A 26,877-nucleotide genomic window follows, 5' to 3' on the forward strand; every position below is an offset into this window, starting at 1 on the left:
GCAGCGCGGAGACCCCGCCGTGCCGGCTACAATACGCGCATGTCCTTGATGCAATTCCAGCGGGTCGACTTCAGCGTCGGCGGGCCGCTTCTCCTCGAACACGTCGACCTGTCCATCGAATCCGGCGAGCGCGTCTGCATCGTCGGCCGCAACGGCATGGGCAAGTCCACGCTGATGCGGCTGATGGCCGGCGAACTCAAGCCCGACGATGGCGAGATCCGCGTGCAGAACGGCGTGGTCGTCGCGCGCATGGCCCAGGAAGTGCCGCAGGACACGCAGGGCACGGTGTTCGACGTGGTCGCCGAGGGTCTGGGCGACCTGGGCCAGTTGCTGGCGCGGTACCACCATGCCGTGCACGACGGTGACATGGATGCGATGGGCGAAGCCCAAGCACAGATCGAAGCCCGCAACGGCTGGGACCTGGACCGCCGCGTGCAGCAGGTGCTCGAACGGCTGGAACTGCCGGAGGAAACCGACTTCGCCGCGCTGTCCGGCGGCATGAAGCGTCGCGTGCTACTGGCGCAAGCGCTGGTGCGCGACCCCGACATCCTGCTGCTGGACGAGCCCACCAACCACCTCGACATCGAGGCGATCGCCTGGCTGGAGGGCTTCCTGAAGTCCTTCGGCGGCAGCATCGTCTTCGTCACCCACGACCGCAGCTTCCTGCGCTCGCTGGCCACGCGCATCCTCGAGATCGACCGCGGCCAGCTGACCAGCTGGCCGGGCGACTACGACAACTACCTGCGCCGTCGCGAGGAGCGCCTGCACGCCGAGGCGCAGGAGAACGCGCGCTTCGACAAGCTGCTGGCGCAGGAAGAAGTGTGGATCCGCCAGGGCATCAAGGCGCGACGCACCCGCAACGAAGGCCGCGTCACCGCATTGAAGGCGATGCGCCGCGAACGCGCGCAACGCCGCGAGCTGTCCGGCAACGTGAAGATGGAAGCCGCCGCTGCGCAGTCGTCGGGCAAGAAGGTCATCGAGGCCAAGCACATCACCCAGGCCTACGATGGCCGCGTGCTGCTGGACGACGTGTCCGCGACGATCATGCGCGGCGACCGTGTCGGTATCGTGGGTCCGAACGGCGCCGGCAAGTCGACCCTGTTGAAGATCCTGCTGGGCGAACTCGCGCCGCAGCAGGGCGAGGTGAAGCTGGGCACCGGCCTCCAGATCGCCTACTTCGACCAGCACCGCAGCCAGTTGGACGAATCGCGCACCACGCTGGAGAACGTCGCAGAAGGCAGCGACTTCGTCGAAATCAACGGCAGCCGCAAGCACGTCATCGGTTACCTGCAGGATTTCCTGTTCTCGCCCGAGCGCGCGCGTGCGCCGATCACCCGCCTGTCCGGCGGTGAGCGCAACCGGTTGCTGCTGGCCAAGCTGTTCGCCCAGCCCTCCAACCTGCTGGTGATGGACGAACCGACCAACGATCTCGACGTCGAGACGCTGGAGCTGCTGGAAGAGCTGCTGCTGGATTACAAGGGCACGCTGTTGCTGGTCAGCCACGATCGCGACTTCCTCGACAACGTGGTCACCAGCACCCTGGTGCTGGAGGGCGAAGGAAGGCTCGGTGATTACGTGGGCGGCTACACGGACTGGCTGCGGCAACGTCGTGCGCCCGCGGTAGCAACTTCTCCCTCCTCGCCCGCCAAACCCACGCTGTCGAAGCAACCCGAACCGGTCGCCGCCAAGCGCAAGCTGAGCTTCAAGGAAGCGCGCGAACTGGAGCAGCTGCCGGCCCGCATCGAAACGCTGGAAACCGACATCGCCGCACGCACCGCCGCGATGAACGATGCGGCGTACTACCAGCAATCGCCGGCCGACCTGCAGCGCGCGAACGACGAACTGGCCGCCCGACAGGCCGAACTGGACCTCGCCTACCAGCGCTGGTCGGAACTCGACGCCTGAACCCGCACCGGCCTAGCCGGTGTTCTGCACGCCCTGCGACACGCCGTTGATGCTGGCGACGAGCGCATGCAGCAACGCGTCGTCTTCGCGCTCGCTGGCGCGCCAGCGCTTCAGCAAGTCGGCCTGCATCACGCTGATCGGGTCGATGTAGGGATTGCGCAGCCGGATCGACAGCGCCAGTCGCTGGTCGTGCTGCAGCAGCCATTCGTTGCCGTTGAGGGCCAGCACCCAGCGCAGGGCGGCGGCATGTTCCTGCTGCACCTTCGGGAAGAATTCCCCATGCAGGTCGCCTGCCATCTTCGAGTACATCTCGGCGATGCTCAGGTCGCCTTTGGCGAGCACCATCGAGACGTCATCGAGGAAGGTCTTGAAGAACGGCCAGTCGCGCGCCATTTCGCGCAGCGCCTCTTCGCCGTAAGCATCTGCTGCGGCCTGCAACCCCGTCCCTACGCCATACCAGCCCGGGATGACGGCGCGCGCCTGGCTCCACGCGAACACCCAGGGAATCGCGCGCAGGTTGCCCAGCGCCGCATCCTGGCCCAGCCGCCGCGAAGGGCGCGAACCCAGCGTCATACGCTCGATCACGTCGATCGGCGTAGCGCTGCGGAAATAGTCCATGAAACGCGGCGCCTGCACGAAGGCGCGATAGGCCTGCGAACTCTCGCTTGCGACGAGCGCCATGATCTCGCGCCAGCGCGCTTCGCGCGGCTCCGGCGGGCGCGGCCGCACGCTGGACAGCAGCACCGCGCCGACCGACTGCTCAAGCGAACGCAACGCCAGCGCACGGATGCCGTACTTGCGATGGATCACCTCGCCCTGCTCTGTCACGCGCAGGCGACCGTCGACACTGCCGCGCGGCGCGGCTTCCAGCGCGCGCGTGGTCTTGCCGCCACCGCGGATGATCGAACCGCCGCGACCATGGAAGAACGTCAGCCGGATGCCCAGCTCCTGTGCCGCGTCCACCAGATCCACCTGCGCGCGCTGCAGGCCCCAGCGCGAGGCGGCGATGCCGCCGTCCTTGCCGCTGTCCGAATACCCGAGCATCACCATCTGCACGTTGCCGCGCGCGGCCAGGTGAGCGCGGTAGACCGGATCGGCCAGCAGGTCGCGCAAGACGTCGGTACCGTGGCCCAGGTCGTCGATGGTTTCGAACAGCGGCGCGATATCCAGCGGCACCTGGCCTGCGTCGTCGACCAACCCTCCCCGGCGCGCCAGCGCGAGCACGGTTAGGACGTCGGCGCGGCTGTGCGCCATGCTGATGATGTAGGTCCCGAGCGCATCCGCGCCGTGGCGCGTGCGCGCATCGGCCAAGGCCTTGAACACCGCATCCAGGCGCTCGTTGCCTTCCTGGTCGGATGCCGGCAGCACGGCCTCGCCGCTGGCGTACGGACCCAGCAACGCGGCGCGTTCGACCGCATCGCGTTGTTCCCAGTCTCCATCACTCAGCGCAGCCGCCACCGCGCGCGCATGCACGCTGGATTCCTGGCGCACGTCGAGCCGGGCGAGATGGAAGCCGAACGTACGCACGCGCCACACCAGCCGGCGCACCGCGAACCAGCCGGCATGGATGCCGCGGTGGGCTTCCAAGCTGTGCAGGATGAGATCAACGTCCTGCGCGAGTTCGTCCGGCGACGCATAACCTTCGGAACGATCTTCCAGCGTGGCCTGCAAACGGGCGCGCATCAGGTCGTTGAGCAGGCGGTACGGCTGGTCGCCATGGCGGGGCCGCGACCTCTTCGCAGCCTCGGGCATCAGGGCGCGGTAATGATCGACGCGCGCGATGACGTCATCGGACACCCCGATGATCGAGCTCGACTGGCTGAGCAGGGTGGTGAGCTGGCGCAGCTCCTTGAGGTAGCGCGTGAGAATGGCGCGTCGCTGCGCGTCCAGCGTGGCGGTGACGGTGCGCGCATCGACGTTCGGGTTGCCGTCCATGTCGCCGCCAACCCAGGTGCCGAAGCGCAGCACGCGCGGAAGCCGCGCCGTGATGTCGGGCGCGGCGCCGTACACGTCGGTGATCGCGCTTTCGAGTGTTTCGTACAGCACCGGGATGACCCGATACAGCACTTCGATCAGGTAGAAGCCGACATGCTCGCGTTCGTCTTCGACACCCGGGCGCACCGGCGAGGAATCCGCCGTCTGCCAGGCCGACGTCAGCGCCATGCGGAAGCGCGCGGTGTCGGTCGCCAGTTCGCCAGGCGTGCGCGTGCCATCCAGCCCGTTGATCAGGCTGGCCACCATCAGCTGCTCTTTTTCCAACAGCGCGCGACGCACCGCTTCGGTCGGGTGCGCGGTGAACACCGGCTCCACGTCGATGCGCGGCAGCCAGTCGGCCAGTTCCTCGAGGCCGACGCCCTGCGCCTTCAGTCGTGCCAGCGCGTCGTGCAGGCCGTCCGGCTGCGGTCGCGCACTGCCGGCCCGCTGGTAATCGCGCCGACGGCGGATGCGATGTACGCGCTCGGCGATGTTCACCACCTGGAAGTAGGTGCTGAAGGCGCGGATCAACGCTTCCGCCTGTGCCGGCGACTGGCCATCGAGCAGGCCCGCCAGCGATTGCGGGGGCTCACCGGCCTGGCGGCGCGCGATGGCGGTGGTCCGGACGCGCTCCACCTCGGCGAGGAATTCCGGCGAGACCTGTTCAGCCAGCATGTCCCCGACCAGCGTCCCCAACCTGCGCACGTCTTCACGCAGCGGGACATCGGGTGGGGCGAATTCGAGGCTGCGGGGGCTGTTCATGCGCGCTGCGAAGGTCCCGTGGTTCATTTGGCCTGGATTGGTATTGTCCTTGCGGACAATTGGTCTGCTGCAGGGCAGCATTCCGAAGCCTACCCGATCAGGCCAGTGCGTGCGTCATCGTTTCATCCGGAACAAGAGATATAATGCTGGCCGCCGAGGGGCGCTGCGACCGTGATGTCTGTTCAACAGGCAAGCACGGCCAGGCTCGGCAGGAACTGCAACGGCGCCCGGTCAAGCTGCGAGCCTCGCTCGCCACCTTTCCCGGAGCCACTACTGATGAACGCCGTACGCAAGTTTTCCACCGAGGGCGACTACAAGGTCGCCGACATTTCCCTGGCCGATTGGGGCCGCAAGGAACTCGATATCGCCGAGCACGAGATGCCCGGCCTGATGTCCATCCGCCGCAAGCATGCCGCCGTCAAGCCGCTGAAGGGCGTGCGCGTGACCGGTTCGCTGCACATGACGATCCAGACCGCCGTGCTGATCGAGACGCTGAAGGACATCGGCGCCGATGTGCGCTGGGCCTCGTGCAACATCTTCTCGACGCAGGACCACGCCGCCGCCGCGATCGCCGCCACGGGCACGCCGGTGTTCGCCTGGAAGGGCGAGACGCTGGAAGAGTATTGGGACTGCACGCTGGACGCGCTGACCTTCACTCTGGCCGATGGCACTCAGACGGGTCCGGAGCTGGTGGTGGACGACGGCGGCGACGTCACCCTGCTGATCCACAAGGGCTATGAGCTGGAGAACGGCAGCGACTGGGTCAACACCGCCTCGGGCAACCACGAGGAGCAGGTGATCAAGGACCTGCTGAAGCGCGTCGCCAAGGAGCGTCCCGGTTACTGGACCCGTGTGGTCAAGGACTGGAAGGGCGTGTCCGAAGAGACCACCACCGGCGTGCACCGCCTCTACCAGATCGCGGAGCAGGGCAAGCTGCTGGTGCCGGCGATCAACGTCAACGACTCGGTCACCAAGTCCAAGTTCGACAACCTGTACGGCTGCCGCGAGTCGTTGGCCGACGGCCTGAAGCGCGCGATGGACGTGATGCTGGCCGGCAAGCTCGCCGTGGTCTGCGGCTACGGCGACGTGGGCAAGGGCTCGGCGCACTCGCTGCGCGCGTACGGCGCCCGCGTCATCGTCACCGAGATCGACCCGATCTGCGCCCTGCAGGCGGCGATGGAAGGCTTCGAGGTCAACACCGTCGAAGACAGCCTGGGTCAGGCCGACATCTACGTCACCACGACCGGCAACAAGGACATCATCACCCTCGCCCACATGAAGGCGATGAAGGACCAGGCCATCGTCTGCAACATCGGCCACTTCGACAACGAGATCCAGGTGGATGCGCTGTACGCGTCGGAAGCCAAGCGCATCAACATCAAGCCGCAGGTCGACAAGTTCGTGTTCCCGAACGGCAACGCGATCTTCCTGCTGGCCGAAGGCCGCCTGGTGAACCTGGGCTGCGCCACCGGCCACCCGAGCTTCGTCATGTCGAACTCGTTCGCCAACCAGACGCTGGCGCAGATCGACCTGTGGGCGAACAAGGACGTGTACGAGAAGACCGTCTATCGCCTGCCGAAGCAGCTCGACGAGGAAGTCGCACGCCTGCACCTGGAGAAGATCGGCGTGAAGCTGACCACGCTCACCAAGGACCAGGCCGACTACCTCGGCGTGTCGGTCGACGGTCCGTACAAGCCGGACCACTACCGCTACTGATCGACGCAGCGCACGGGGGCGGCGCGACGCCGCCCTCTCGATCCACGGCAGGCGCGGGGATGCGCCTGCCCCTCGGGGCCTCTCTATGCCGATCCCGGTTTCGTTCGAGTTCTACCCGCCCAAGACCGATGAGCAGCGCGCACAGCTCGACCGCACCGCGGACAAGCTGAAGGCGCATTCGCCCGAGTACGTGTCGTGCACGTTCGGCGCCGGCGGCTCCACGCTCAGCTACACCTCCGAAACGGTCCGCCATCTCAACCAGCACCACGGCTTCGATGCCGCGCCGCACCTGTCGTGCGTGGGCGGCAGCCGCGAGGAAATCCGCGAGCTGCTGCGGCTGTACCGGGCCTTGGGCTGCAAACGCATCGTCGCGCTGCGCGGCGACCTGCCGTCTGGAATGGGCCATCCCGGTGACCTTCGCTACGCCTCGGAACTGATCGAGTTCATCCGCGCCGAGCACGGTGACACTTTCCATATCGAAGTGGGCGCCTATCCCGAGACACATCCGCAAGCCGAGGACACGCTGACGGACCTGCGTCACTTCAAGGCCAAGGTCGATGCCGGCGCCGATGGCGCGATCACGCAGTATTTCTACAATCCTGACGCCTACTTCCACTTCGTCGATGCGGTGCGCAAACTCGGCGTGGAGATCCCGATCATCCCGGGCATCATGCCGATCTCGAACTTCGCTCAGTTGCGCCGCTTTTCAGAAGCCTGTGGCGCGGAGATACCGCGTTGGATCGGCAAGCGCATGCAGGCGCTGGGCGACGACGCCGATGCGATCCGCGACTTCGGCGCCGACGTGGTGGCCAATCTCTGCGAGCGCCTGCTGGCCGGCGGCGCACCGTCACTCCACTTCTACACGCTGAACCTCGCCAAGCCGACCCAGACCGTCCTGTCCCGCCTGGGCTAAGCCGCCTGAACATCGGGGCGCGCCATGCGCCCCACCCACACATGAACGGCCGTCGCACTCCGCGCATGCGCATCGTGACCGGCCGCCATGCCCGGATTACGCTGCGGACATGCGCGTTTCGCTTCTTCTCCTCGCCAGCCTCTGCCTGTGGGCCGCATTCGATGCATCGCCTGCGCGAGCGCAGCAGCAGGGCGTGCAGCGCTGTACGACCATGGGTGGCGACACTGTCTACACCGACAAGAACTGCGAAGACATCGGAGCGATGGATCGGCTGCCTTCCGCCAGCAGCACCGGGCCTTCAGCGGCAGGCGCGCTCTATCGTGGAGGGTGTTCGCGCACGCTGAGCGACCTCGTGGCGCAGGTGTCGATGGCGATCAGCGCAGGCGACGTCAATCGGCTGGCCGGGATCTACCACTGGAGCGGCGTGTCCGATGCCGCCGCCCTGCGCATCCTCAACCAGCTCGATGCGGTGACACAGCGACCGCTCGTGGACATCGTGCCCATCCGGCCGGCCCCTGCGCCGGTGATCGATGCAGCAGGCGCCGTCGTCGACGCCAACCAGGACGGCTACTACCCCACCACCACGCAGCGTTCGCGGCCCGTGGGTCTGCGCGTGGTGCAGACGTTGAAGAACAGCGCCACGCCTTCGAACACCACGTTCGGATTGCGGCGGGCTTACAACTGCTTCTGGATCACGCTCTAGGCGCTTTCCCGTCTTGCGGACTCAGCTGCGTTCCGGACCATCGACCGATGCATCCCGCATCGGGGAGAAGCGCAGCGTCGCCACCACCCCCTTCGCGTCGCCAGGCCGCACGCCCACCTCCCATCCGTACAGCGCACAGAGGCGACTGACGATGGACAGGCCGATGCCGCCGCCTTGGGAGTGGCCGGCATGCGTTCCGCGATAGCCCCGTTCGAACAGGCGCGCGGCGTCTTCCTTGCTCAAGCCGGGTCCGGAATCCACGACTTCGACCGCCTCCGGCAGCAGGCGGACGATGACCTCGCCCTCCTTCGTGTACTTCACCGCATTACCGATCAGGTTGCCCAACGCCACGGACAGCGCGGCCTCGGGCGAATCCACCCTGGCGCCCTCTTCGCCCTCCACGCGCAGCGTGAGCGGCTTGCCGCCCAGCGTGGCACGGTGGGAGTCGAGCAGTTGGTCGACCACGCGGGCCACATCGGTATTGCCATGGCCGCGCTCGTTGCGCGACAGCAGCAGCAGCGCGCTGATCAGGTCCGTGCATTGCTGCTCGGCACGCTGGATGCGCTGGATGCGCGTACGCGTCTTTTCGTCCATGTCCGGACGCGACAACATCAGTTCCACCGAGCCACGGATGATGGCCAGCGGCGTGCGCAGCTCGTGGCTGACGTCTGCGTTGAATTCCCGATCGCGCTGGACGACTTCGGTCAGCCGCTCCGAGTAATCATCCAACGCCTTGGCCAGCTCGCCGACTTCGTCCTGCGGGAAATGCGGCGCCAGCGCGCGGGGATTGCTGCTGCCTCGATAGGCGCGTAGGCGCGCGGCGAGCTCGGAAACCGGACTCATCACGCGGGACGCGGACCACCACCCGATCAGCATGGAGATGCCGGTGAACACGACGACGACACCGACGAGCGCGTTATTGAACTTGCTCTTCGCCTTGACCGATTCGGTCTTGTCGTACGCGAGGAAGAACCAGGCTTCAGGCGTCTTCTGTACGGCCAGCCAGTAGGAGAATGGAGACCCGTCGTCGTCCGTGCCGCTGACCGTGTGGATGCCGTTGGGCAGCTCATACCACTCGGGCTGATCGATCTTCAGCTGCTCGAACTTGTCCGGCGCAAACGCATATCCACGCATCGTCTGGACGCGAAGGTCGCGCTCGAGGCCTCCACTGGCTTCGTAGCGGCGTTGGTACTCGATGATGTTCTGGCTGATCGCATCGACGACGAGGTCTTCTTCGACCCGATTGCGCACCCAATTGGCGGAGAACGCCAAGAGCAGGGTCAGTCCGAACCCCAATAGGACGAACGACAGGATGATGCGGGTGCGCAGCCGCCGCCTGAAGCGGCGGTGGCGGCGGGGTTTAGGCGACTCAGTTGCTGGCATCGGGCGCGGCGATGCGGTATCCGATGCCGTGGCGGGTCTGGATGTAGGGCGAGTCGAACGGCTTGTCGACCACGGCGCGCAGACCGTGGATGTGCACGCGTAGGGAATCCGAGTCAGGCAACTCTTCGCCCCAGACACGGGTTTCCAGTTCCTGGCGGGTCACCACGGCGGGTGAGGCTTCCATCAGGGCCTGCAGGATCTTCAGCGCGGTCGGGTTCAGCTGCAGCAGCTTGCCCTGCCGACGCACTTCCAGCGTATCCAGGTTGTATTCGAGTTCGCCCACTTCCAACACGCGCGTCTGCACGCCCTTGCCGCGGCGCGAGAGGGCATTGAGGCGGACTTCGACTTCCTGCAGCGCGAACGGCTTGATCAGATAGTCGTCCGCACCGGAATCGAACCCGGCCAATTTGTTGTCGAGCGAATCGCGTGCGGTCAGCATCAGGACCGGCGTCTGCTTGCGTGCTTCATTGCGCAGCTTGCGGCAGACTTCCAGCCCATCCATGCCCGGCAGATTGAGGTCGAGCACGATGGCGTCGAACTCGTGCACCACCGCCAGGTGCAACCCGGTCACACCGTCGGCCGCAAAGTCGACGGTGTGGCCACGCTCCTCCAGATAATCGCCGAGGTTGGCGGCGATGTCGCTATTGTCTTCTATAACAAGAATGCGCATCGGGTCAGTTGGACTTGAGGATGGGCTGGCGGAAGTTCTTGTTGATGTCGTTCTGCGTATCCTCGCGCATACGGCGACGCTCTGCGACGGTGTAGCACTGGGTCGTCGGACGATGGGAACCGACCTTTTTTTCGCGTGTGCATACTTGGCGACTGTCCTCGCCCGCGCGCGTGAGGATCGTGTTCACCAGTTCCTGGTCGTTGAACACCTTGGCTTTGTCGCTCTCAGAGAGCTGATCAACACCACCGGCTTTCTGCAGCGAATCGCTGATGCGCGTCAACGCATTGCGCACTTCCACACGATCCTGCTGGGTAATCTCGGCGTACGTCTTGCCGTCCCCGAGTTCCGCAAGGATCTTGTCCTTCTGCTGCTCGAACGGGACGGACACATTGAGTCGGCTCGGCGCATCCGATCCGCCAGACGCCGCACTCATGGAGGCCTGCGCCGCGGGGATCGCCAGCAGCATGGCAGAGACCAGAAACAGCTTACGCATCCTTTCACCTCGATCGAAATGATTCACCCACAAAGACGACCCGACATCCGTCATGGCCTTGCTTGTTCTCGGGCGCCGGGGGCGGAGCGACGCGACCGAACGTTCCGATTCTTGCATAGGTAACTGCGGCTACGCCAAGGCCTATCGCCGAAAAAACAAAGGCCCAAGCGGGTGGACGCCCGCTTGGGCCAAATAAAGCCCCGATTACCGTAATCCTGTGCTTTCCAGATGAATCACCGGGAGGAACGCAGAGCTGCGGTCCGGACAAGGCTACGCGGAAATCGATTAAACAGCCGTTAAAGGCGGCGTTAAATCTGCGTGAAGTTCGAAATTTCCGACCGGTATCGCGCCCCCACCCCTGTTCAGGCCTTGGCGGCGAGGTGGTCCACGATCCTGCCGGCGACGTCCACCCCGCAGACGGCCTCGATCCCCTCTAGTCCCGGAGTGGAATTGACCTCCAGAACCAGCGGACCGCGGGCGGCCCGGATCAGGTCCACGCCGGCCACGCCCAGGCCGAGCACCCGCGCTGCGCGTACCGCGACGGCGCGCTCCTCGTCGGAGGCCTCCATGCGCATGGCCGTCCCTCCGCGGTGCAGGTTGGAACGGAAGTCTCCTTCGGGTGCCTGGCGACGCATCGAGGCGACGACCTCGTCGCCGACCACGAAGCAACGCAGGTCCGCGCCCTCTGCCTCGCCGATGAACTCCTGCACCACGAAACTCGCGTACAGGCCGCGCAGCGCCTCGACCACGCTCCGCGAGGCGGATGGCTTTTCGGTCAGCATGACGCCCGCCCCTTGGGCGCCTTCGTTCAACTTGATGACGTGCGGCGGCGGGCCGAGCATCGACAGCAAATCGGTGGTGTCGTCCGGGTTGTCGCCGAACACCGTCACCGGCAGGTCGATGCCCTGTGCCGCCAACAACTGGTGCGCGCGCAGCTTGTCGCGCGCGCGCAGGATGGCATCGGAAGGATTCGGACTATAGGTGCCCATCAGCTCGAACTGCCGCAGCACCGCGGTGCCGTATCGTGTGATGGACGCACCGATGCGCGGGATGACCGCATCGTAGTCCGCGAGCGACTTGCCCTTGTAGTGCAACTGGAAGCCCGAGGACGAGATGCGCATGTAGCAGCGCAGTGGATCGAGCACGCGCGCGGTGTGGCCGCGCTGTCGCGCTGCTTCAACGAGGCGGCGGGTGGAATACAGCTTGCTGTTTCGCGACAGGATGGCGAGCTTCATGGGCGCGGAATCACCGGGGTCGCGAACAGCATCGCACGTCCGCAAGGCCGGACGATGACGGGGAAAAGAGGGGTGGAGCGGGTGATGGGAATCGAACCCACGCTAGCAGCTTGGGAAGCTGCAGTTCTACCATTGAACTACACCCGCGCGGACGGCCGCAGTCTATGCCGGCCCGGACGGCAAGGCAATGCGGCGCCAGTCCGACGCCGCATTGCCCGGGCGCATCAGAAGTTGCCACCCAGTGTCATGAACGCCGTGGTGTTGGTGCCACCACCCTGGTTCACGGTGGTGGTGACACCCAGGTTGGCGTCGAAGCCGAACAGCTTCGTGCGCGCACCCATCAGCAGGGTGCCGTAGCCGTTGTCGGTATCCAGGCCGGGCACGGCGTAGGGGTTGGTGCCGGGCAGCGACAGTGACTGCGCGAACACTTCCTCGGCCGGATCCTCGAACTCCTTGTCGACGGTCAGGCGCGCATACGGCTGCAGGTGATCGTTGATCGCATAGCTGACCTCATAACCCGCACTGCCGATGAGCGAGTCGAAGTCCTGGTCCGGATACGCCAGCGCGCTGGAGTTGACGTTGCTCTCGCTGTAACCGTCCATTTCGATCGTCTGCGACACCACGCTGATGACGGGGCCATGACGGAACGCGCCCTCGCCCCACTGGTAGCCGGCGCTCAGGCCCAGGCTCAGGTTGGTGCCGTCGGGCGAACCGCTGTGGCGGCGGGTCACATCGCCCAGCTGCACTTCGCGGTCGACGTCATAGGAAATCCAGCTGTAGCTGACCTGCGCGTTCGCCCAGAAGCTGTCGCCATACCAGCCCGCGAAGCCGCCCAGCGTGGCATCCGACTCGTCGAAACTGCCGCTGCGCTTGCCGAAGTCGTATTGCGCGCGGCCGTAGCCGGCGAACGCGCCGTAGACCAGCGAGCCGCGCGACCAGTCGACGCCGAAGGTACCCATCGGGCCGGCGCCGTCATACAGGTCGCCGTGGTCGTAGCGCAGGAAGTCGCCGCGCAGATCGCCCCACCAGCGCATGCCATCGGCCTCGGGCTTACCGTTGACGTGCGAGGCTACGCGATCCGCACGGGCACGTCCGTGCACGGACGCGGTATACGGGAGCAGCGCGATCTGGCGCGGTCCTTCCAGCATCGCGACCGCGTACTGCGACAGGATGCTGTGCGCTTTTGAAGTGGGATGCACGCCATCGGCGAATGCATAGGTGTCCGGTGCATTCGGCGTGACGTACGAGGTCGGATTGCAGGTCAGCGAGTTGGCGGTGATCTGCGGCTGGCACGCCGTGCCGGTGACATTGGCGAAGCCGTATTCGGCCGGGCTGGCGACGATCTCACGCAGCAGGGTGAACGTGTCCAGCGGGATCACCCGGAAACCCGCGGTGTCGATCGCATCGAACAGCGCGGTGTTGTAGGTCGTCGACAGCTGCGTGCCCGCCGCCGCCGCTGCGGTGCCCTGTGCGCGGAAACCGGGCGTCACGCCCAGGTCCGGGATCGTGGGCACCAGGATGTAGCGCGCGCCCGCCGTCTGCAACGTGCCGATGATGCCCACCTGTGCCGTGACGGCAGCACCGATGGTCGTGGTCGGGTTGGCGCCGCCGCTAGTGATGGCGAACAGGTCGTTCGCACCGCCCCATACGGTGTAGAGCGCATTGGGATCGGCCCGGCCGCCGGTCGAGCTCAGGTAGGTGTTGACCTGCGTGGCCAGCGAGGGGATCGGGCCGAGCGCGCCCGTGGTGTTGGTGCCCACGCGGGCGCCACCGGCGGCGTAATTGGTGCCTACCTGGCCATTGCCGTTGGCGTAAGCGCTGGTGCCGTAGTACTCCGCCAGGTACTGCGACCAGACGAAGCCGGGATTGGTGGTGAACTGGCCTGTCACCGCGCGCACGCTGGCGGGCAGCAGCGGCCGGAAGTAACCGGCATCGGTCAGGCTGTCGCCGAAGAACACGGTCTGCGTGTAGGGGCCGTCCTGGGCAAGGGCGGGAACAGCCGCCATCGCCAGCGCGACGGCCAGCAACGAACGGACGGGCGAGATGGAACGCTTCATGGAGTCTCCCGGGGCATTGGATGGTGGGCTGCGTGCCGGCTCTGCCGTACGGCTGCGCATGGCGCGCATCCTTCCACCAAAGACGGCCGGGGCACACGCTGCAATGCGGCAATGGCGCCCGCCATCGGCGACAATGCGGCCATGGACATCCAGTTGAATGGGCAGCCGCACGCATTGCCCGAATACAGCACCCTCCTCGAACTGCTCGAACAGCAAGGCCTGGCCGAACGCCGGGTCGCCGTCGAGGTCAACGGCGAGATCGTTCCGCGGGGCCAGCATGCCCACGCGCAGCTGAAGGCCGGCGACCGCGTGGAGATCGTGCACGCCCTCGGCGGCGGTTGATCCGCGCTCGTGCGGTGGCACTCACGATGCCACCCCGCCGCCAACATCGGCGATAATCGACACATGTCCAACACCGTCCCCCATGACCCGCTGGTGATCGCGGGCAAGACCTTCCGTTCCCGCCTGCTGACCGGCACCGGCAAGTTCAAGGATTTCGAGGAAACCCGCCTGGCCACCGAGGCCGCGGGCGCCGAGATCGTCACCGTCGCCATCCGGCGCACGAACCTGGGCCAGTCACCGAACGAGCCCAACCTGCTCGACGTGCTGCCGCCGGACCGCTACACCCTCCTGCCGAATACCGCCGGCTGCTACACCGCCGACGACGCCGTGCGCACCTGCCGGCTGGCCCGCGAACTGCTCGACGGCCACACGTTGGTCAAGCTGGAAGTGCTGGGCGACCCGAAGACCCTCTACCCCGACGTGGTGCAGACGCTGGCCGCTGCCGAGAAGCTGGTCGCCGACGGCTTCCAGGTGATGGTCTACACCAGCGACGACCCGATCCTGGCCCGCCGCCTGGAAGAGATCGGCTGCGTCGCGGTGATGCCGCTGGCTGCCCCGATCGGGTCCGGCCTGGGCGTGCAGAACAAGTACAACCTGCTGGAGATCATCGAGAACGCCAAGGTCCCCGTGCTGGTTGATGCCGGTGTAGGCACGGCGTCCGATGCCGCCATCGCGATGGAATTGGGCTGCGACGGCGTGCTGATGAACACCGCCATCGCCGGCGCCAAGCATCCGATATTGATGGCCAGCGCCATGAAGAAGGCCGTGGAAGCCGGCCGCGAGGCGTTCCTGGCCGGCCGCATCCCGCGCAAGCGCAATGCGTCGGCATCGAGTCCGATCGACGGACTGATCGGCTGATGACGGATCCGTTTTCCAGCCCGGGCGCCAAGACACCGCCCAAGCCGTTCACGATCAGCGAAGGCCGGCGCGAAATCCGCAGCTTCGTACTGCGGCAAGGGCGCTTCACCGATGCCCAGCAGCGGGCGTTCGACACGCAGTGGCCGAGGTTCGGGCTGGACTACGCCGGTACGCCGCGGGACTACGATGCGGTGTTCGGACGCACCGCACCGCGCGTGCTGGAAATCGGATTCGGCAACGGCGAGGCCCTGCGCTTCGCCGCTGCGCACGACAAGGACCGCGACTACCTCGGTCTTGAGGTGCACGCTCCTGGTGTCGGTCGCCTGCTGAACGCGCTGGCCGAGGACGGCAGTGTCCACGTGCGCATCTATCACCACGATGCGGTCGAAGTGCTTCAGCACGAAGTGGCCGACGGCGCGCTGGATGAAGTGCGCATCTACTTCCCGGACCCGTGGCACAAGAAGCGCCACAACAAGCGCCGCCTGGTGCAGCCCGAATTCGCTGCGCTGATCGCGCGCAAGCTGCGCCCCGGTGGTCGCCTGCACTGCGCCACCGACTGGGAAGCCTATGCCGAGCACATGTGGGACGTGCTGGATGCGACGCCGGGCCTGACCAATCGCGCCGGCCCGCGCGGTAGCGTGCCGCGCCCGGCGTGGCGCCCGCAGACCCATTTCGAGACCCGCGGCCAGAAGCTCGGCCACGGGGTGTGGGATCTTCTGTACGACCGCGAGTAATACCCAGGCCCCACGGAACCCGACTGCGACATGGAAAACGCGCTGACGCTGACCAACGACATGAAGCTCGTCCTCGGGCTGGTCGGCTTCACGATGGCGATGTTCCTGTTCGAGCGCATCCGCGCGGACCTGGTCGCCTTGGTCGTGCTGGTGGTGCTGGGCATCACCGGTCTGATCGCACCGGAGGAAATCTTCGGCGGCTTCTCCGGCAACGCGGTGATGAGCATCATCGCCACCATGATCCTCGGTGCCGGCCTGGACCGCACCGGCGCGCTGAACCGCCTCGCGTCCTGGCTGTTGCGACGCGGCCACGGCATCGAGCAGCGGCTGCTGCTGATGACCACCGCCATCGCCAGCCTCAACTCGTCCTTCATGCAGAACCCGTCGGTCATGGCGCTGTTCATGCCGGTGGCCTCGCGCCTGTCCGCACGTACCGGCCTGTCGCTGCAGCGGCTGCTGCTGCCGATCGCGGCGGCCATCGTCATGGGTGGCGCGTTCACCATGGTCGGCAACTCGCCGCTGATCCTGCTCAACGACCTGCTGGTCTCGGCTAACAACAACCTGCCCTCGGGCATGGCCACGCTGGAGCCGCTGCGGATGTTCGCACCGTGGCCGATCGGCCTGGTGCTGGTGATCGCATCGCTGCTGTACTTCCGCTACTACGGCGACAAGAAGCTCCGCGACGAGACCGAGACCAACGTGACGCCGGCGCGCACGGAGAGCTATTTCGCTAACACCTACGGCATCGAAGGCGATGTGTTCGAACTGGTCGTCACCGCCGAAAGCCCACTGGTCGGCATGTCGCTGGGCGAAGCCGAGGCGCTGCACGATGCGCCGTTGATGCTGGCACTGCAGACCGGCAACGATACCCGCCTGGCGCCGCCCGCGGACATGCGCATCTGGGTCGGCAGCGTGCTGGGCGTGATGGGCAAGCGGCAGGAGGTCGGCGATTTCGCGCAGAACCATTTCCTGCGCCTGTCCTCGCGCCTGCGCCACTTCGGCGATCTCTTCAATCCCAGCCGCGCCGGCATTTCCGAGGCGGTGGTGCCGCCGACCTCGCGCTTCATCGGCAAGACCGCGCGCGAACTTCGCCTGCGCAAGCAGAACGGCATCAGCCTGCTGGCGATCAATCGCGACAAGAAAGTCATCCGCGAGAACGTGCGCGAGGAAAAACTGCGTGCCGGCGACATGCTGGTGTTCCACAGCATCTGGCAGGACCTGGGCCTGGCGGCGGAGAGCCGCGACTTCGTCGTCGTCACCGACTATCCGAAGGGCGAGCAGCGTCCGCACAAGTTCAAGATCGCGATGACCATCTTCGCGATCACCATCATCATCGCGCTGACGTCGAAGCTGCCGGTCGCGCTGACGCTGATGACCGGCGTGGCCGGCATGCTGCTCACCGGCGTGCTGCGCATGGACGAGGCTTACAGCGCGATCAACTGGAAGACCGTGTTCCTGATGGCGGGGCTGATTCCGCTGGGCTGGGCGATGGACAGCAGCGGCGCGGCAGCGTGGGTGGCCGGCCATACGGTAGAGCGCCTGCCGGAGGGCATCCCGGTCTGGGTGCTCGAGATCGCCATCGCGTTGCTGACGACCGCGTTCTCGCTGGTCATCAGCCATGTCGGCGCGACCATCGTGATGGTACCGATGGCGATCAACCTGGCATTGGCGGCGGGCGGCAATCCCACCGCATTCGCGCTGATCGTCGCGCTCTCGGCCTCCAACAACCTGATGACGGCGTCGAACCCGGTGATCTCGATGGTCGTGGGCCCGGCCAACTACACCTCGCGCCAGCTGTGGCGCGTAGGCGGTCCGCTATCACTGATCTATACCGTGGTAGTGGTGCTCTCGGTCAATGCGCTGTTCTGGTGGAACGGCCGCGCCGGATGACCGTCCCGTCGCTGACACTGGCCTTGCTGCCCGCACGCTACGCGGTCGCGCAGCTACCTGCCGATGCCGCCCTGCCCGGCTGGTGGCCGACGACGGGCATGCGGCACGCGGGCTGGACGGACGACGAACTCTCGCTCGTCTGCGAAGACCACCTTGTCCCCGACGATGTGCGCTGCCAGCGCGGCTGGCGCATGTTCAAACTGCAGGGGCCGTTCGACTTCGCGCTGACCGGCATCCTCAAGGCCGTGCTGGATCCGCTCGCCGTCGCAGGCGTCGGTATCTTCGCCCTGTCGACGTATGACACCGACTACGTGCTGGTGCAGGCACACCAACTGGATGATGCCGTTTCGGCGCTGCAGGGCGCCGGCCATCGCATTGAGGATTGACGGAGCGATCTAGCGGCGTCGCAGCAGGATACGCGCGAACACCGCGCCGAAGTGCAGCCAGATCGCGGCGAACACGCCCAGCCGTGTGGGCACGCCACGCTGCGCCGCCTCGAACTTGCGGAAGTAGCGCCACAGGCCCCGGTGCTTGTGCCACTCCACGAAGATCGGTCGCGTGCGGCTGGACACGCCGCGGATGTGCAGCACGCGCACATCGTTGGCGACGGCTAGAAGCGCGCCGGCCTCGCGCGCGCGCCGGCACAGGTCCATGTCCTCGGCGTGCAGCCGATACTTTTCGTCGAAGCCATCCAGACGATCGAACAGCGTTCGCGGCAACAACATCAGCGCACCCGACACGATATCCACCGGCTGCAGCACGCGGCTCTCGTCCACGGGCACGCCCAGCCGGGACGCGGCGCCCGGCGAGCTAAGCATCGCCGCGAACAAGGGTTCGCGCCGGCGCGCCGCTGCATCGCGTACGCCATCCTCGTCGACCAGGTCCGCACCGAGCAGCGACTCTCCCGCAACGGCCGCTGCGTGCGCACGCAGCCGCGACAGCGTGTCGACCTCCACCATCAGGTCCGGGTTCACGAACGCGATCCACGGCGAGCCGGTGTCGCGTGCACCCTGGTTGCAGCCCACGGCGAACCCCGGATTGTCGGGATTGGCGATGAAACGCAGGCGCGCGTCCTGCAATGCATGGCGCTGCACGACCTCCATCGTGCCGTCGGTGGATGCGTTGTCGACGATGCGGATCTCCTCCACGCCCCGGGCGACCCGCAGGCGCATCAGGCAATCGTCGATCGTGCTCGCACTGGCATGGGTCACCACCACAACGGCGATGCCGCCGAGATCAGCCGAAGAGGTCACGCTGGCGCTCCGGCGATCCGACATCCGCATACAGGGCGGCCAAGCGCTCGCGGGGCTCGCGCAGCGGATCGGCCATCAGGAAGGTCGCCAGCCGAGGCGTGAAAGCCGGCCAGCGTGCGTTCAAGGCATCCATGTCGCCGTCGGCGGGGCCGCCCTCGCCACCGCGGGCGACGAACGCGGTCTCGCACAAGACGTTGCGCCAGCCCAGGCCCGAGAGGCGCAAGGACAGGTCAACCAGCGCCGCGTACCACGAGGCGTAGCTCGCCGTATCCAGTCCGCCGACGCGCTTGCGTGCACTGCCGCGCAGGGCGACGGCATGGGCGACGGCAGCGGGCAATTCCGGATGCAGCGGCGGCATCGCCGCACAGGCGTGCGCGGTGCGTTCGATATCGCCAGGCGGGGGACTTACTTCCCCCAGCCGCGGCCAGGCGGTGGTTTCGCCGGCATTGCACCACGGCGTGGCGGTGGCGATGGCGGCATCGCGGGCCAGGCATGCGGCGAGTTGCTGCAACCAGCCGGGTAGTGGCTGCGCATCGGGCGACAGCACGACGACGTCCGCATCGCCGCACGCCGCCAGCATCTGATCCATGTGCGCCACTTCGCCGAGCATGCGCGGGCGTCGCGTGTAGTCCGCCTGCAGCTGCGTGCGCGCTAGCCACCGCTCGATGATCGCCAGTCCGCGCGGGCCGGCCTGCGCGTCATCGGCCAGCCAGAGCCGTGCGCCCTCCGGCGTACCGGCGTCGAGCGCGCCCAGGCAGGCATCGAGCGCATCGTCGTCGGTGCCGATGGGCAACAGGACGATGGGCAGGGACGATGCGGCCGACGGCGTCACTTGGAGCGCGGCGTATTCAGCGGTTCCAGCGCGCGGAAGCGCTTGCCGTACTCGTCGGTCAGGTCGTTGGCTTCCTGCGGGTTGCTGACGATGGTCGGCGTCAGCAGCACGATGACTTCGCTGCGCTCGGTGCCGGTGGTCTTCTTACCGAACAGGCCACCGATGATCGGCAGCCGGCTCAGGCCCGGGATGCCGGAGGAGCCCTGGGTCGCGGTATCGCTGATCAGACCCGCGAGCATCACCGTATTGCCCGCCTGCACCGCACCTTCGGTCTTGAAGCGGCGCGTGTTGATGCGCACGTTGCCGTTGGCATCGGGCTCGCTGCCCGGTGAGCTCACTTCCTGCACGATATCGAGGAACACCATGCCGTCCTTGGTCACGCGTGGACGCACCTTCAGAATCACGCCGGTATCCAGGTACTGCACCTGGCTATAAGTGTTATCGGTGCCCAGTCCCGGATTGACGGTTACCGAAGAAATCGGGATGCGGCTGCCCACGTTGAGCGTGGCTTCGGCGTTGTTGCGCACGAAGATGGACGGCGTCTGCAGCAGGCGCACGTCGGAGACTTCGTCCAGCGCCGTGATGACGGCGGCAGCGTCGTTCTTCACCAGCGTCCAGACGGCCCCTGCGCCGCTCACGCCACCGATGCTGCCGGCGAGCGTGCTCCAGCGGCTCGGTCCACCGGCGCTCGGGTCCGCGAAGGGGCCGAGCCCGTTGTCCGTCATCGCACGCTCGAGGTACCAGTTCACGCCGTAGCTGAGGTCGCCGGTCAGCGACACTTCCGCGATCTGCGCTTCGATATGGACCTGCAGCGGCATCACGTCGAGCTTGTCGACCACCTCGCGGATCGACTGCCAGGCGCTGGCACTGGAACGCACCAGCAGCGTATTGGTCTCTTCCACGGCTGCCACGCCCACGCGCGTACCGTCGACTTCCAGCGTCACCGCGCCGTTGCCGTTGTCGCGCTGGTTGAGCGCCAGCGAACCGCCACCCAGGCCACTGTTTCCGGAGCTGCTGCCGCCGCTGCCGCCGAAGTCGACGGAGCTGTTGTTGTTGTTCATGCCGCCGTCGTTGATCTGCACCGGATCGGTACCCGGCATCAGCGAGACGTTGCCGGTGCCGCCGGTCGAACGGCCATCACTGGACGAACCGCCGCTGGAGGCACCGAAGACTTCGGAGAGGCGCTGCGCGAGTTCGCGCGCCTTGATGTATTTCAGCTCGTAGGAATACAGGCGGCTTCCCTCGCCCGCGCCGTCGATACGCTCCAGCCATTGCTGGATCTGGTCGAGGTAGGCCGGCTGCGGCGTGATCACCAGTACCGCGTTCGCGCCTTCCAGCGGCATGAAGCGGAACATGCCCGCGCTGGGTGTCTTGCTGTCGTTGCCGAACACCTTCTCCAGATCGGCCACTACGCGGGTGGCACGGCCCGACTGCAGCGGGAACACGCCCACCGACATGCCGGACAGCCAGTCAACGTCGAAGATCTCGACGGTGCGCAGGTAGTTTTCGAGTTCGCTGCGCGTACCGGCCAGGGTGATGACGTTGCGCGTGCTGTCGACGTTGACGATCGCATTGGGTCGCGCGTACGGCTCCAGTACCTTCTTCATTTCGCTGGCGGAAATGAAGCGTAGCGGCACCACGCGCGCCTCGTAACCGCGCGCGTTGGACGCCGGACCCGTGCGCGGCGCCACGCTGCCGGCCAAGGCTTGATCGGCGGGGATGATGTTGTAGCGGCCACCGGTGTAGACCAGACGCGCGTTGTTCCAGCCCAGCACCATCTCCAGCAGGTTCAGCGCTTCGGCCGGCGATACCGGCTTCGGCGTGCCCAGGGTCACGGTGCCCTGTACGCCGGGCGCGATGACGTAGTTCTGCCCCAGCATGTCGCCGAGGATGGCTTTCACCACCGCGTGCACGGATTCGCCTTCGAAATTGAAGGTGGCCGACCCGCTGCTGGCGCCGCCCAGCGAGGGCAGCGGCGCGCTGCCGGCGCTGCGGTTGATCATCTGCCCGTTGCCGCGACGGATCTGCGCCTGCGGACCCGTGGACGGCGCTTCGGCCTCCTTAAGCGGCGCGGTCTGCGCGGCGCCGGGAACGACCTCGCCCGCCGCCGTGGGCGACGTGCGGCGCACATCGGGCACGGGGGCGCTGGCGCAGCCGGCCAACAGGCCCAGGCAAAGGGAAAACAGGATCACGCGTGACGTCATGCCGGCACTCTACTGTGTCTTGCCGGGCGGTGCCGGCGGCGGATTGGGGTTGGCCTGCTGCTGGCGCAACTGCGCGCGGCGCTGCTCGATGCGTTGGCGGATCGCATCCATCTGTTGTTCGGTCGTCGTGGCGGGTGCGCTCGGCGGCTGCGACGACGGAGTCGGCACGCGCACCGGAACGGGCGCGACCGGGGTAGCGGGCGATGGCGAGGGCATGGTCGGCGTCACGACGGGGCCTGCGTTACCACCGGTCGGACGGGCCGCGGGCGGCACACCCTGCGCACCGGGCGCAGCACCGGATGCCGGTGGCACCGCGACGGCTGTCGGCGGCTGGCCACCCGCACCATTGAACACCCGCAGTTCCAGCTCACGGCGTCCTTCTGGTCCATCGAACACGGCCCGGCGCGGCGACAGTTCCGTCAATCGCCAGCCAGGGAACCCGTCCGGCGAGTCGCCTACCTTGACCCGCAGGCCCTCGCCACCCTGGGCCGGCTGGACGATCGCCAGTTCGAGTGCAGGGGTGATCAGCACGCTGCTGAGGATCAGGTCGAAGGCAGGCGCGGAGGCTTCCTCACCTGACAGGAAGAAGGGCTTGGGCCGGCGATCCTCGGAGAACAGAGGGCGCTCGCCGACCTCGGCATATTGCGGCATGCCGCCCAGACGCTCGGGCGGGGCGGGCGGCATCTTCGGCAGATCCTGGACCAGCGACGGATCAGCCGGTAGCGGCGTGATCCGCCCGCCCAGGCCGAACACCGCCAGCGCCAGCACCAGTAACGACCAGCCGGTCACGGTCGCCAGGATCCATGTGCGCGCAGTCCACGCTTCACGGCGCATCGGGCGCCTCCCGTGGAGCCGCCGGCGCGGGCTTGAGGTAGCCGTAGAGGTCGAAGTTCACATCCAGACCGCCTGCGCCGCTCTCGCTGGCCTGGAATGCGTAACGCTGGGCCAGGATGTTGAGGTTCTCGACGAACAGGCGTGGGCTGCCGGATTCGATCTGGTGCAATACCGAGGCGAGTTCCGGCGCGCCGCAACGCAGGCGTACTTGCACCACCACGCGCGGATAGACCTCGCGCCCGGGGAGCGCCAGCGGCGACTGGTTGGCGATGGCGCAGCTGCGATTGCCGGGGCTAGCCTGCTTGACGATGGCTTCGAGGCGCTGGACCAAGCCGGCGGTCGCCAGCTCCACCGTCGCCTCCGGCAGGAAGCCAGGGCGCTGCGCCTGCTGTGCCAGCGCCGCGGCGAGTTCGCGCTGCACCTGCGGCGCCTGCGCCAGCTGGGTGCGGATACGCAGTTCGCGATCGCGCAGCTCGCCGACGCGCGTGTTCACCTCTTGCATCGGCACGGTCCACCAGGGGTGCACCAGCACGAAGTAACCCAGCAACAGCGCCGCCAGCAGCAGCACGAGGGCTAGCGCACGATCGCGGTCAGTCGTTGCCGGCGGCATTGGGCCCTCCGTTGGCACCGGCTGCGGCGGGCTCCTGCTTGCCCAGCAGCTCCGCGGTCAGCGTGAAGCGGTCCATGCGCGTCCGCGGATCAGGCTGCAGCGCGCCGCTCAACGCGGGGTTGCGCCACAGCTTCGAGCCCTGCAGCCGCGCGACCAGGCCGGAAGCTTCCGGGCTGAAGCCGATCAGGGTCAGCCGATCGCCTTCGATGGCGAGTTTTTCCAGATAGGTGTTGTCGGGCAGCCGCTGGGTCACGTCGGCCATGACCTCCAACGCGGTGGGACGTCGCGCACTCGTGTTGTTCAACGTAGTGATGCCGGCGACCAGATCGACGAGCTGCTGCCGTCCGGCCGCCACGCGGCGGGCTTCGTCGGCACGGCTTTCCACCTGCGCCGCGAAGGCGTCGGCCGCCGCGCGCCGGTTGTCGAGCACCAGCCAAGCCCCCAACACCAAGGCCACCACCGCCACGGCCGCCAAGGCCAGGTGCAAGCCGCGATTCGGTGCCCGGCTCGCGGTCCGGACGTTCTCCGGCAACAGGTTCACGCCGGCGGGCAGGCCGGCGGCATCCTCCACGTCGGCCCCCGCCAGGATCGGCGTCAGCGCGCCGAGTTGCGCGAGCGCCGTGTCGAAGGCGGGCTTCGGCACCACGGCGAGTTCGACGTCCAGTTGGCCGTCCTCGCGCACGCCGACCACCCGCGCATCGAAGCAGGCGTCCTGCGCAGTGAAAGGTGTCTGGCGGTCCAGCTCGAAGCGGACGACATCCCGCAGGCGATCCGCGGCGGCGGCAGGCAACGGCAGGCGCCGACGCAGCGTCATGCCTGTCGGCACCAGCCACCAGCGAGGCAGGCCGGCCAGGCGGCTGCCCAACACGGCGGCGAGCTCATCGGGGGTCACGGTAGAGGGCAGGCGCGCCAGTTCGCGGCGCATCGCCCCTTCCATCCAGCTCAGGGCGATCTCGTCGCCTTCGCGCTGGAAGAACAGGCGTTCGCGGGTCAGGCCGAGCAACACGCGCCAGCGTGCAGGCAGGCAACTGGCCAACGCCTGGCCCCACCAGGCGAGGAAGCTCTTCGGTCCCGGCCCCAGGCGCGCCCGGAACTGCTGCAAGGTGTCGCGTACGCCGCTCATTGTGGTGACGCTCCCTCCTCCCAGCGCAACAAGGTGTAGGCCGATCCCGGCACGGGATTGGCGCCTGCGCGCACCACCGTCCTTAGTGACGCCTCGCGGCCATCGGTCAGCCGCGCACGGCTCTCGATACTATACGTGCCACTGCCGGTGCCGACGAGTTGGGCGTCCCCGCTCGCACCGATGGCGTTGCGCTGCGCCAGCCAGGTGGCGGCATCCATGCCCATCGCCACCAGTACCGGACCCTGCGCATAGGTCGCGTCAGGCTGGCCACGCCCGGAGTAAAGCGTGAGGAAAGGCGCCAGCCGTGCGTACAGCGCGGGTGTCATGCCCAATACCTGCTCGACTTCAGCGACCGTCTCGAAGGGCGCGTCCTTCGCACCGTAATCGCGACCTTCCGAAGCGTAATCGTCATCCTCGGCACCCCCGGACGGCTGGCTCAGATTGTCAGCGTCGCGCCAGTCGACGATGGCGCCCGAGAGCGCATCGGCAACGTCCGGCGCTTCGCCCAGTGCCTGCATGAGGCGGGACAGCAGGCCCGCGTCGGCCTGGTTGAGGTCGACCTTGCCGGTTTCGTCGATGATGCGAACTTCGACCGCATGGCCATCGAACGACCATGCGTAAGGCCGTCCGTTGGGCTGCCAATGCGATTGCGGATTGCGATCGGCCACGCGGACCAGCGCGTACTCGAGTCCGGCGCGCGCGATCTCCTGTGCGACCGCACCGCGGCTTCCCACCTGTCCCTGCATGGCCTCCATGCGTGCGGTCAATGCGAAGGCACCGACCAGCGCCGTGAGCAACGCCACCAGCCACAATACCAGCAGCAGGGCCGCGCCTCGGTGTGGCTTCATGGCAGCACCGGATTCGAGCCGCCGGGCAGCAGGCCGCCGCCGGCCCCGCCTTCGCTGCGTGCAAGCGTGACGATAAGGTCCGGCCAACGTCCGCCGCGCACCGCCTCCACTTCCACCTTGACCTGCAGCGGCAGCATTTCGGAGGTTTCCCAGCGGTCCTGCCATGGACCCAGACGGTTGTCCGCGTCCAGTCCCCGGTAGTGGAAGCGCACGGCACGCAGGCCATCGGCCAGACGCTCGGGACGCTGCGCTTCGGCGCGCTGCTCGAGGTCGTCCAGCGACGCGTCCGGCTGCGCCACCGAGAAGCCGACGAGCAGGCGCCCGTCGCCATCGGCCACCACGTCATGGAGGTACGGGCCACCGTGTCCGAGGTAGTCTGGCAGGTCGGTCACGAAGCGCATGCGCTGCGGCGTGCCGATGAAGCGTGCCTGCCGCAGTGTGCTGCGGTCGGTGGCGAACACGATCGGCTGCGCCGAGGTGAGCCGCGCGCGCAGATAGCCATGCACGGCGCGCATGCGTTCGCTGGCCTGCGCCATGTCTTCGCCACGCGCCGCCACGGCCGTGGACGAACGCAACGTGGCAAACGCGAGCGCGAGGCCGGCCGCCATCAGCACCAGCGCGACCAGCACCTCGATCAGCGTGAACCCGCCCGCATGCCGCCGCGTCATGGTGGCGCCGCCTGATTGATGTCGCGTGGCGCAAGTCGCAGCGTTCGCCATTGCAGCGACTGCCCGCGTTCGGTGCCCCAACGCACGAGCAGACGTACGTCGAGGAGTTGCGGTGCGCCCGGATCGAGCTGCGCACGCGATGCGAGTGGATCGGCAAACGGCGACACCTCCAGCGTCCACTGGTAGCGCCCGCGATCGAAGTCGCCTTCGCGTTGCCCGGGCTGCAGCGCCTCGCCGGAACCCAGCTGCGCCAGCAACGACTGCGCGTGCAAGGTGGCGCGACTGCTGTCGGCGGACTGCCTTACCTGTCGCGCCGCGCCGGACAGCGCGCCAAGCACGAGCGTCAGTGCCAAGGCCAGCAATGCGAAAGCGACGAGCACCTCGAGCAGGGTGAAGCCGTGCTGGCGCGCGCGCGATGCTGGCATCACTGCACCGCTCCGATCGTCTCGCGCGACACTCGCACCTCGCCGGTGAGCCAGGCGACATCGACGCTCCATGCCGCGCGTTCCGCCGTCAGCGTCACCCGGCCGCCCGTGGCACCGCCATCGGGGAAGAACAGGATCGCGCCTTCGCCGGCGCGCGCCTGCGCTTGCCGCGCACCGGTGAAGCTCACCGCCAGCGCCGGATCGATGCGGCCGCGATGGTCGCCGGCCGCTTCCCAGCGATGACCGCGCGGATCGATGCGGAAGCGCTGCGGCTCGCCGGTGGCGATCGCGCGCGCGCGGGTATAGCGTAGTTGCGCGGCGATCTCCTTGGATTCGGAACGCAGCTTGATGCCCTCGAGACCGCCGGTGAACGCCATCGCCGCCAGCAGGGCCGCGGCCGCCATCAGCGCGAGGACGAGCAGCGTTTCAAGCAGCGTGAAACCCG

At 67.2% G+C, this 26,877-nt stretch carries 25 protein-coding genes, 1 tRNA gene and 1 riboswitch; of the genes, 9 read left to right on the forward strand and 17 right to left on the reverse strand.

Translation table 11 applies throughout. The features are described from left to right. Window positions 1-39: 39 nt before the first annotated feature. Entirely contained in the window at window positions 40-1,905 is a 1,866-nt protein-coding gene (locus BM365_RS06940) for an ATP-binding cassette domain-containing protein (RefSeq protein ID WP_093487782.1), read from the forward strand. Between the two features lie 12 nt (window positions 1,906-1,917). On the opposite strand, the gene ppc is transcribed toward BM365_RS06940, so the two are convergent. Then, window positions 1,918-4,641, reverse strand: coding sequence for a phosphoenolpyruvate carboxylase (gene ppc, locus BM365_RS06945; protein WP_093489545.1), 2,724 nt, complete (start codon window positions 4,639-4,641; stop codon window positions 1,918-1,920). Between the two features lie 149 nt (window positions 4,642-4,790). Continuing rightward, window positions 4,791-4,877, forward strand: a riboswitch (S-adenosyl-L-homocysteine riboswitch). 40 nt (window positions 4,878-4,917) lie between these two features. On the opposite strand from ppc, the gene ahcY reads away from it, so the two are divergent. The 3 genes from ahcY (at window position 4,918) to BM365_RS06960 (ending at window position 7,973) form a co-directional block, all read left to right on the forward strand. Continuing rightward, the gene (gene ahcY / locus BM365_RS06950; protein ID WP_093487784.1) at window positions 4,918-6,357 is read left to right on the forward strand and encodes an adenosylhomocysteinase; all 1,440 of its coding nucleotides are present in this window, start codon (window positions 4,918-4,920) and stop codon (window positions 6,355-6,357) included. Window positions 6,358-6,442: 85 nt separating this feature from the next. Then, the gene (gene metF / locus BM365_RS06955; RefSeq protein ID WP_093487786.1) at window positions 6,443-7,270 is read left to right on the forward strand and encodes a methylenetetrahydrofolate reductase [NAD(P)H]; all 828 of its coding nucleotides are present in this window, start codon (window positions 6,443-6,445) and stop codon (window positions 7,268-7,270) included. Between the two features lie 109 nt (window positions 7,271-7,379). Then, window positions 7,380-7,973, forward strand: coding sequence for a hypothetical protein (locus BM365_RS06960; RefSeq protein ID WP_093487788.1), 594 nt, complete (start codon window positions 7,380-7,382; stop codon window positions 7,971-7,973). A gap of 21 nt (window positions 7,974-7,994) precedes the next feature. Here the strand turns inward: BM365_RS06960 and BM365_RS06965 are convergent, their stop codons facing one another. The 6 genes from BM365_RS06965 to BM365_RS06990 all read right to left on the reverse strand — a co-directional run bounded on the left by BM365_RS06965 (window position 7,995) and on the right by BM365_RS06990 (window position 13,778). Further along, the gene (locus BM365_RS06965; RefSeq protein WP_093487790.1) at window positions 7,995-9,356 is read right to left on the reverse strand and encodes a HAMP domain-containing sensor histidine kinase; all 1,362 of its coding nucleotides are present in this window, start codon (window positions 9,354-9,356) and stop codon (window positions 7,995-7,997) included. Next, window positions 9,343-10,026, reverse strand: a complete 684-nt coding sequence (locus BM365_RS06970) for a response regulator transcription factor (protein ID WP_093487792.1) — start codon at window positions 10,024-10,026, stop codon at window positions 9,343-9,345. Before BM365_RS06970 ends, BM365_RS06965 begins: the two co-directional genes overlap by 14 nt. A 4-nt stretch (window positions 10,027-10,030) precedes the next feature. Then, window positions 10,031-10,492, reverse strand: coding sequence for a hypothetical protein (locus tag BM365_RS06975; RefSeq protein ID WP_233210757.1), 462 nt, complete (start codon window positions 10,490-10,492; stop codon window positions 10,031-10,033). Window positions 10,493-10,881: 389 nt separating this feature from the next. Then, window positions 10,882-11,754 (reverse strand): 30S ribosomal protein S6--L-glutamate ligase, encoded by an 873-nt coding sequence (gene rimK, locus BM365_RS06980; protein WP_093487794.1) that lies wholly within the window; start codon window positions 11,752-11,754, stop codon window positions 10,882-10,884. A 73-nt stretch (window positions 11,755-11,827) separates the two neighbouring features. Continuing rightward, window positions 11,828-11,901 (reverse strand) — tRNA-Gly (locus BM365_RS06985). Window positions 11,902-11,978: 77 nt separating this feature from the next. Beyond that, window positions 11,979-13,778 (reverse strand): autotransporter domain-containing protein, encoded by a 1,800-nt coding sequence (locus tag BM365_RS06990; protein WP_175502081.1) that lies wholly within the window; start codon window positions 13,776-13,778, stop codon window positions 11,979-11,981. A 174-nt stretch (window positions 13,779-13,952) separates the two neighbouring features. On the opposite strand from BM365_RS06990, the gene thiS reads away from it, so the two are divergent. The 5 genes from thiS (at window position 13,953) to BM365_RS07015 (ending at window position 18,021) form a co-directional block, all read left to right on the forward strand. After that, on the forward strand, window positions 13,953-14,153 hold the full coding sequence (gene thiS, locus BM365_RS06995; RefSeq protein ID WP_093489549.1) for a sulfur carrier protein ThiS: 201 nt from the start codon (window positions 13,953-13,955) through the stop codon (window positions 14,151-14,153). A 63-nt stretch (window positions 14,154-14,216) separates the two neighbouring features. Continuing rightward, window positions 14,217-15,011: a thiazole synthase gene (locus BM365_RS07000; RefSeq protein WP_093487798.1), complete on the forward strand. Its 795-nt coding sequence runs from the start codon at window positions 14,217-14,219 to the stop codon at window positions 15,009-15,011. After that, entirely contained in the window at window positions 15,011-15,745 is a 735-nt protein-coding gene (trmB, locus tag BM365_RS07005; protein ID WP_093487800.1) for a tRNA (guanosine(46)-N7)-methyltransferase TrmB, read from the forward strand. The genes BM365_RS07000 and trmB overlap by 1 nt, the downstream gene beginning before the upstream one ends. Before the next feature lie 30 nt (window positions 15,746-15,775). Then, entirely contained in the window at window positions 15,776-17,635 is a 1,860-nt protein-coding gene (locus tag BM365_RS07010) for an SLC13 family permease (RefSeq protein WP_093487802.1), read from the forward strand. Further along, window positions 17,632-18,021: an ACT domain-containing protein gene (locus BM365_RS07015; protein WP_093487804.1), complete on the forward strand. Its 390-nt coding sequence runs from the start codon at window positions 17,632-17,634 to the stop codon at window positions 18,019-18,021. The genes BM365_RS07010 and BM365_RS07015 overlap by 4 nt, the downstream gene beginning before the upstream one ends. A 9-nt stretch (window positions 18,022-18,030) precedes the next feature. Here BM365_RS07015 and BM365_RS07020 read toward each other — a convergent pair whose 3' ends face one another. From BM365_RS07020 to BM365_RS07065, 10 genes are read right to left on the reverse strand one after another with little or no spacing between them, the layout of a single operon-like run. Next, window positions 18,031-18,888, reverse strand: coding sequence for a glycosyltransferase family 2 protein (locus tag BM365_RS07020; protein ID WP_233210756.1), 858 nt, complete (start codon window positions 18,886-18,888; stop codon window positions 18,031-18,033). Continuing rightward, the gene (locus BM365_RS07025) at window positions 18,872-19,720 is read right to left on the reverse strand and encodes a glycosyltransferase family 2 protein (protein WP_093487808.1); all 849 of its coding nucleotides are present in this window, start codon (window positions 19,718-19,720) and stop codon (window positions 18,872-18,874) included. Before BM365_RS07025 ends, BM365_RS07020 begins: the two co-directional genes overlap by 17 nt. Then, window positions 19,717-21,924, reverse strand: coding sequence for a type II secretion system secretin GspD (gene gspD / locus BM365_RS07030; protein WP_093487810.1), 2,208 nt, complete (start codon window positions 21,922-21,924; stop codon window positions 19,717-19,719). Before gspD ends, BM365_RS07025 begins: the two co-directional genes overlap by 4 nt. A gap of 9 nt (window positions 21,925-21,933) precedes the next feature. Then, window positions 21,934-22,758, reverse strand: coding sequence for a dihydrolipoyllysine-residue succinyltransferase component of 2-oxoglutarate dehydrogenase complex (locus tag BM365_RS07035; RefSeq protein ID WP_093487812.1), 825 nt, complete (start codon window positions 22,756-22,758; stop codon window positions 21,934-21,936). Further along, window positions 22,748-23,368: a type II secretion system protein GspM gene (gene gspM / locus BM365_RS07040; RefSeq protein WP_093487814.1), complete on the reverse strand. Its 621-nt coding sequence runs from the start codon at window positions 23,366-23,368 to the stop codon at window positions 22,748-22,750. Before gspM ends, BM365_RS07035 begins: the two co-directional genes overlap by 11 nt. Beyond that, window positions 23,349-24,491, reverse strand: coding sequence for a PilN domain-containing protein (locus BM365_RS07045; protein WP_093487816.1), 1,143 nt, complete (start codon window positions 24,489-24,491; stop codon window positions 23,349-23,351). Before BM365_RS07045 ends, gspM begins: the two co-directional genes overlap by 20 nt. Beyond that, the gene (locus tag BM365_RS07050; RefSeq protein WP_093487818.1) at window positions 24,488-25,339 is read right to left on the reverse strand and encodes a type II secretion system minor pseudopilin; all 852 of its coding nucleotides are present in this window, start codon (window positions 25,337-25,339) and stop codon (window positions 24,488-24,490) included. Before BM365_RS07050 ends, BM365_RS07045 begins: the two co-directional genes overlap by 4 nt. Further along, window positions 25,336-26,007, reverse strand: coding sequence for a prepilin-type N-terminal cleavage/methylation domain-containing protein (locus BM365_RS07055; RefSeq protein ID WP_093487820.1), 672 nt, complete (start codon window positions 26,005-26,007; stop codon window positions 25,336-25,338). Before BM365_RS07055 ends, BM365_RS07050 begins: the two co-directional genes overlap by 4 nt. Further along, window positions 26,004-26,432: a type II secretion system protein XpsI gene (locus BM365_RS07060; RefSeq protein WP_093487822.1), complete on the reverse strand. Its 429-nt coding sequence runs from the start codon at window positions 26,430-26,432 to the stop codon at window positions 26,004-26,006. Before BM365_RS07060 ends, BM365_RS07055 begins: the two co-directional genes overlap by 4 nt. Next, a complete protein-coding gene (locus tag BM365_RS07065; RefSeq protein WP_233210846.1) occupies window positions 26,432-26,836 on the reverse strand; it encodes a type II secretion system protein XpsH in 405 nt (134 codons plus the stop codon). Before BM365_RS07065 ends, BM365_RS07060 begins: the two co-directional genes overlap by 1 nt. Between the last annotated feature and the right edge of the window lie 41 nt (window positions 26,837-26,877).

The organism is Pseudoxanthomonas sp. YR558 (genome assembly GCF_900116385.1).
Taxonomy (GTDB): Bacteria; Pseudomonadota; Gammaproteobacteria; order Xanthomonadales; family Xanthomonadaceae; genus Pseudoxanthomonas_A.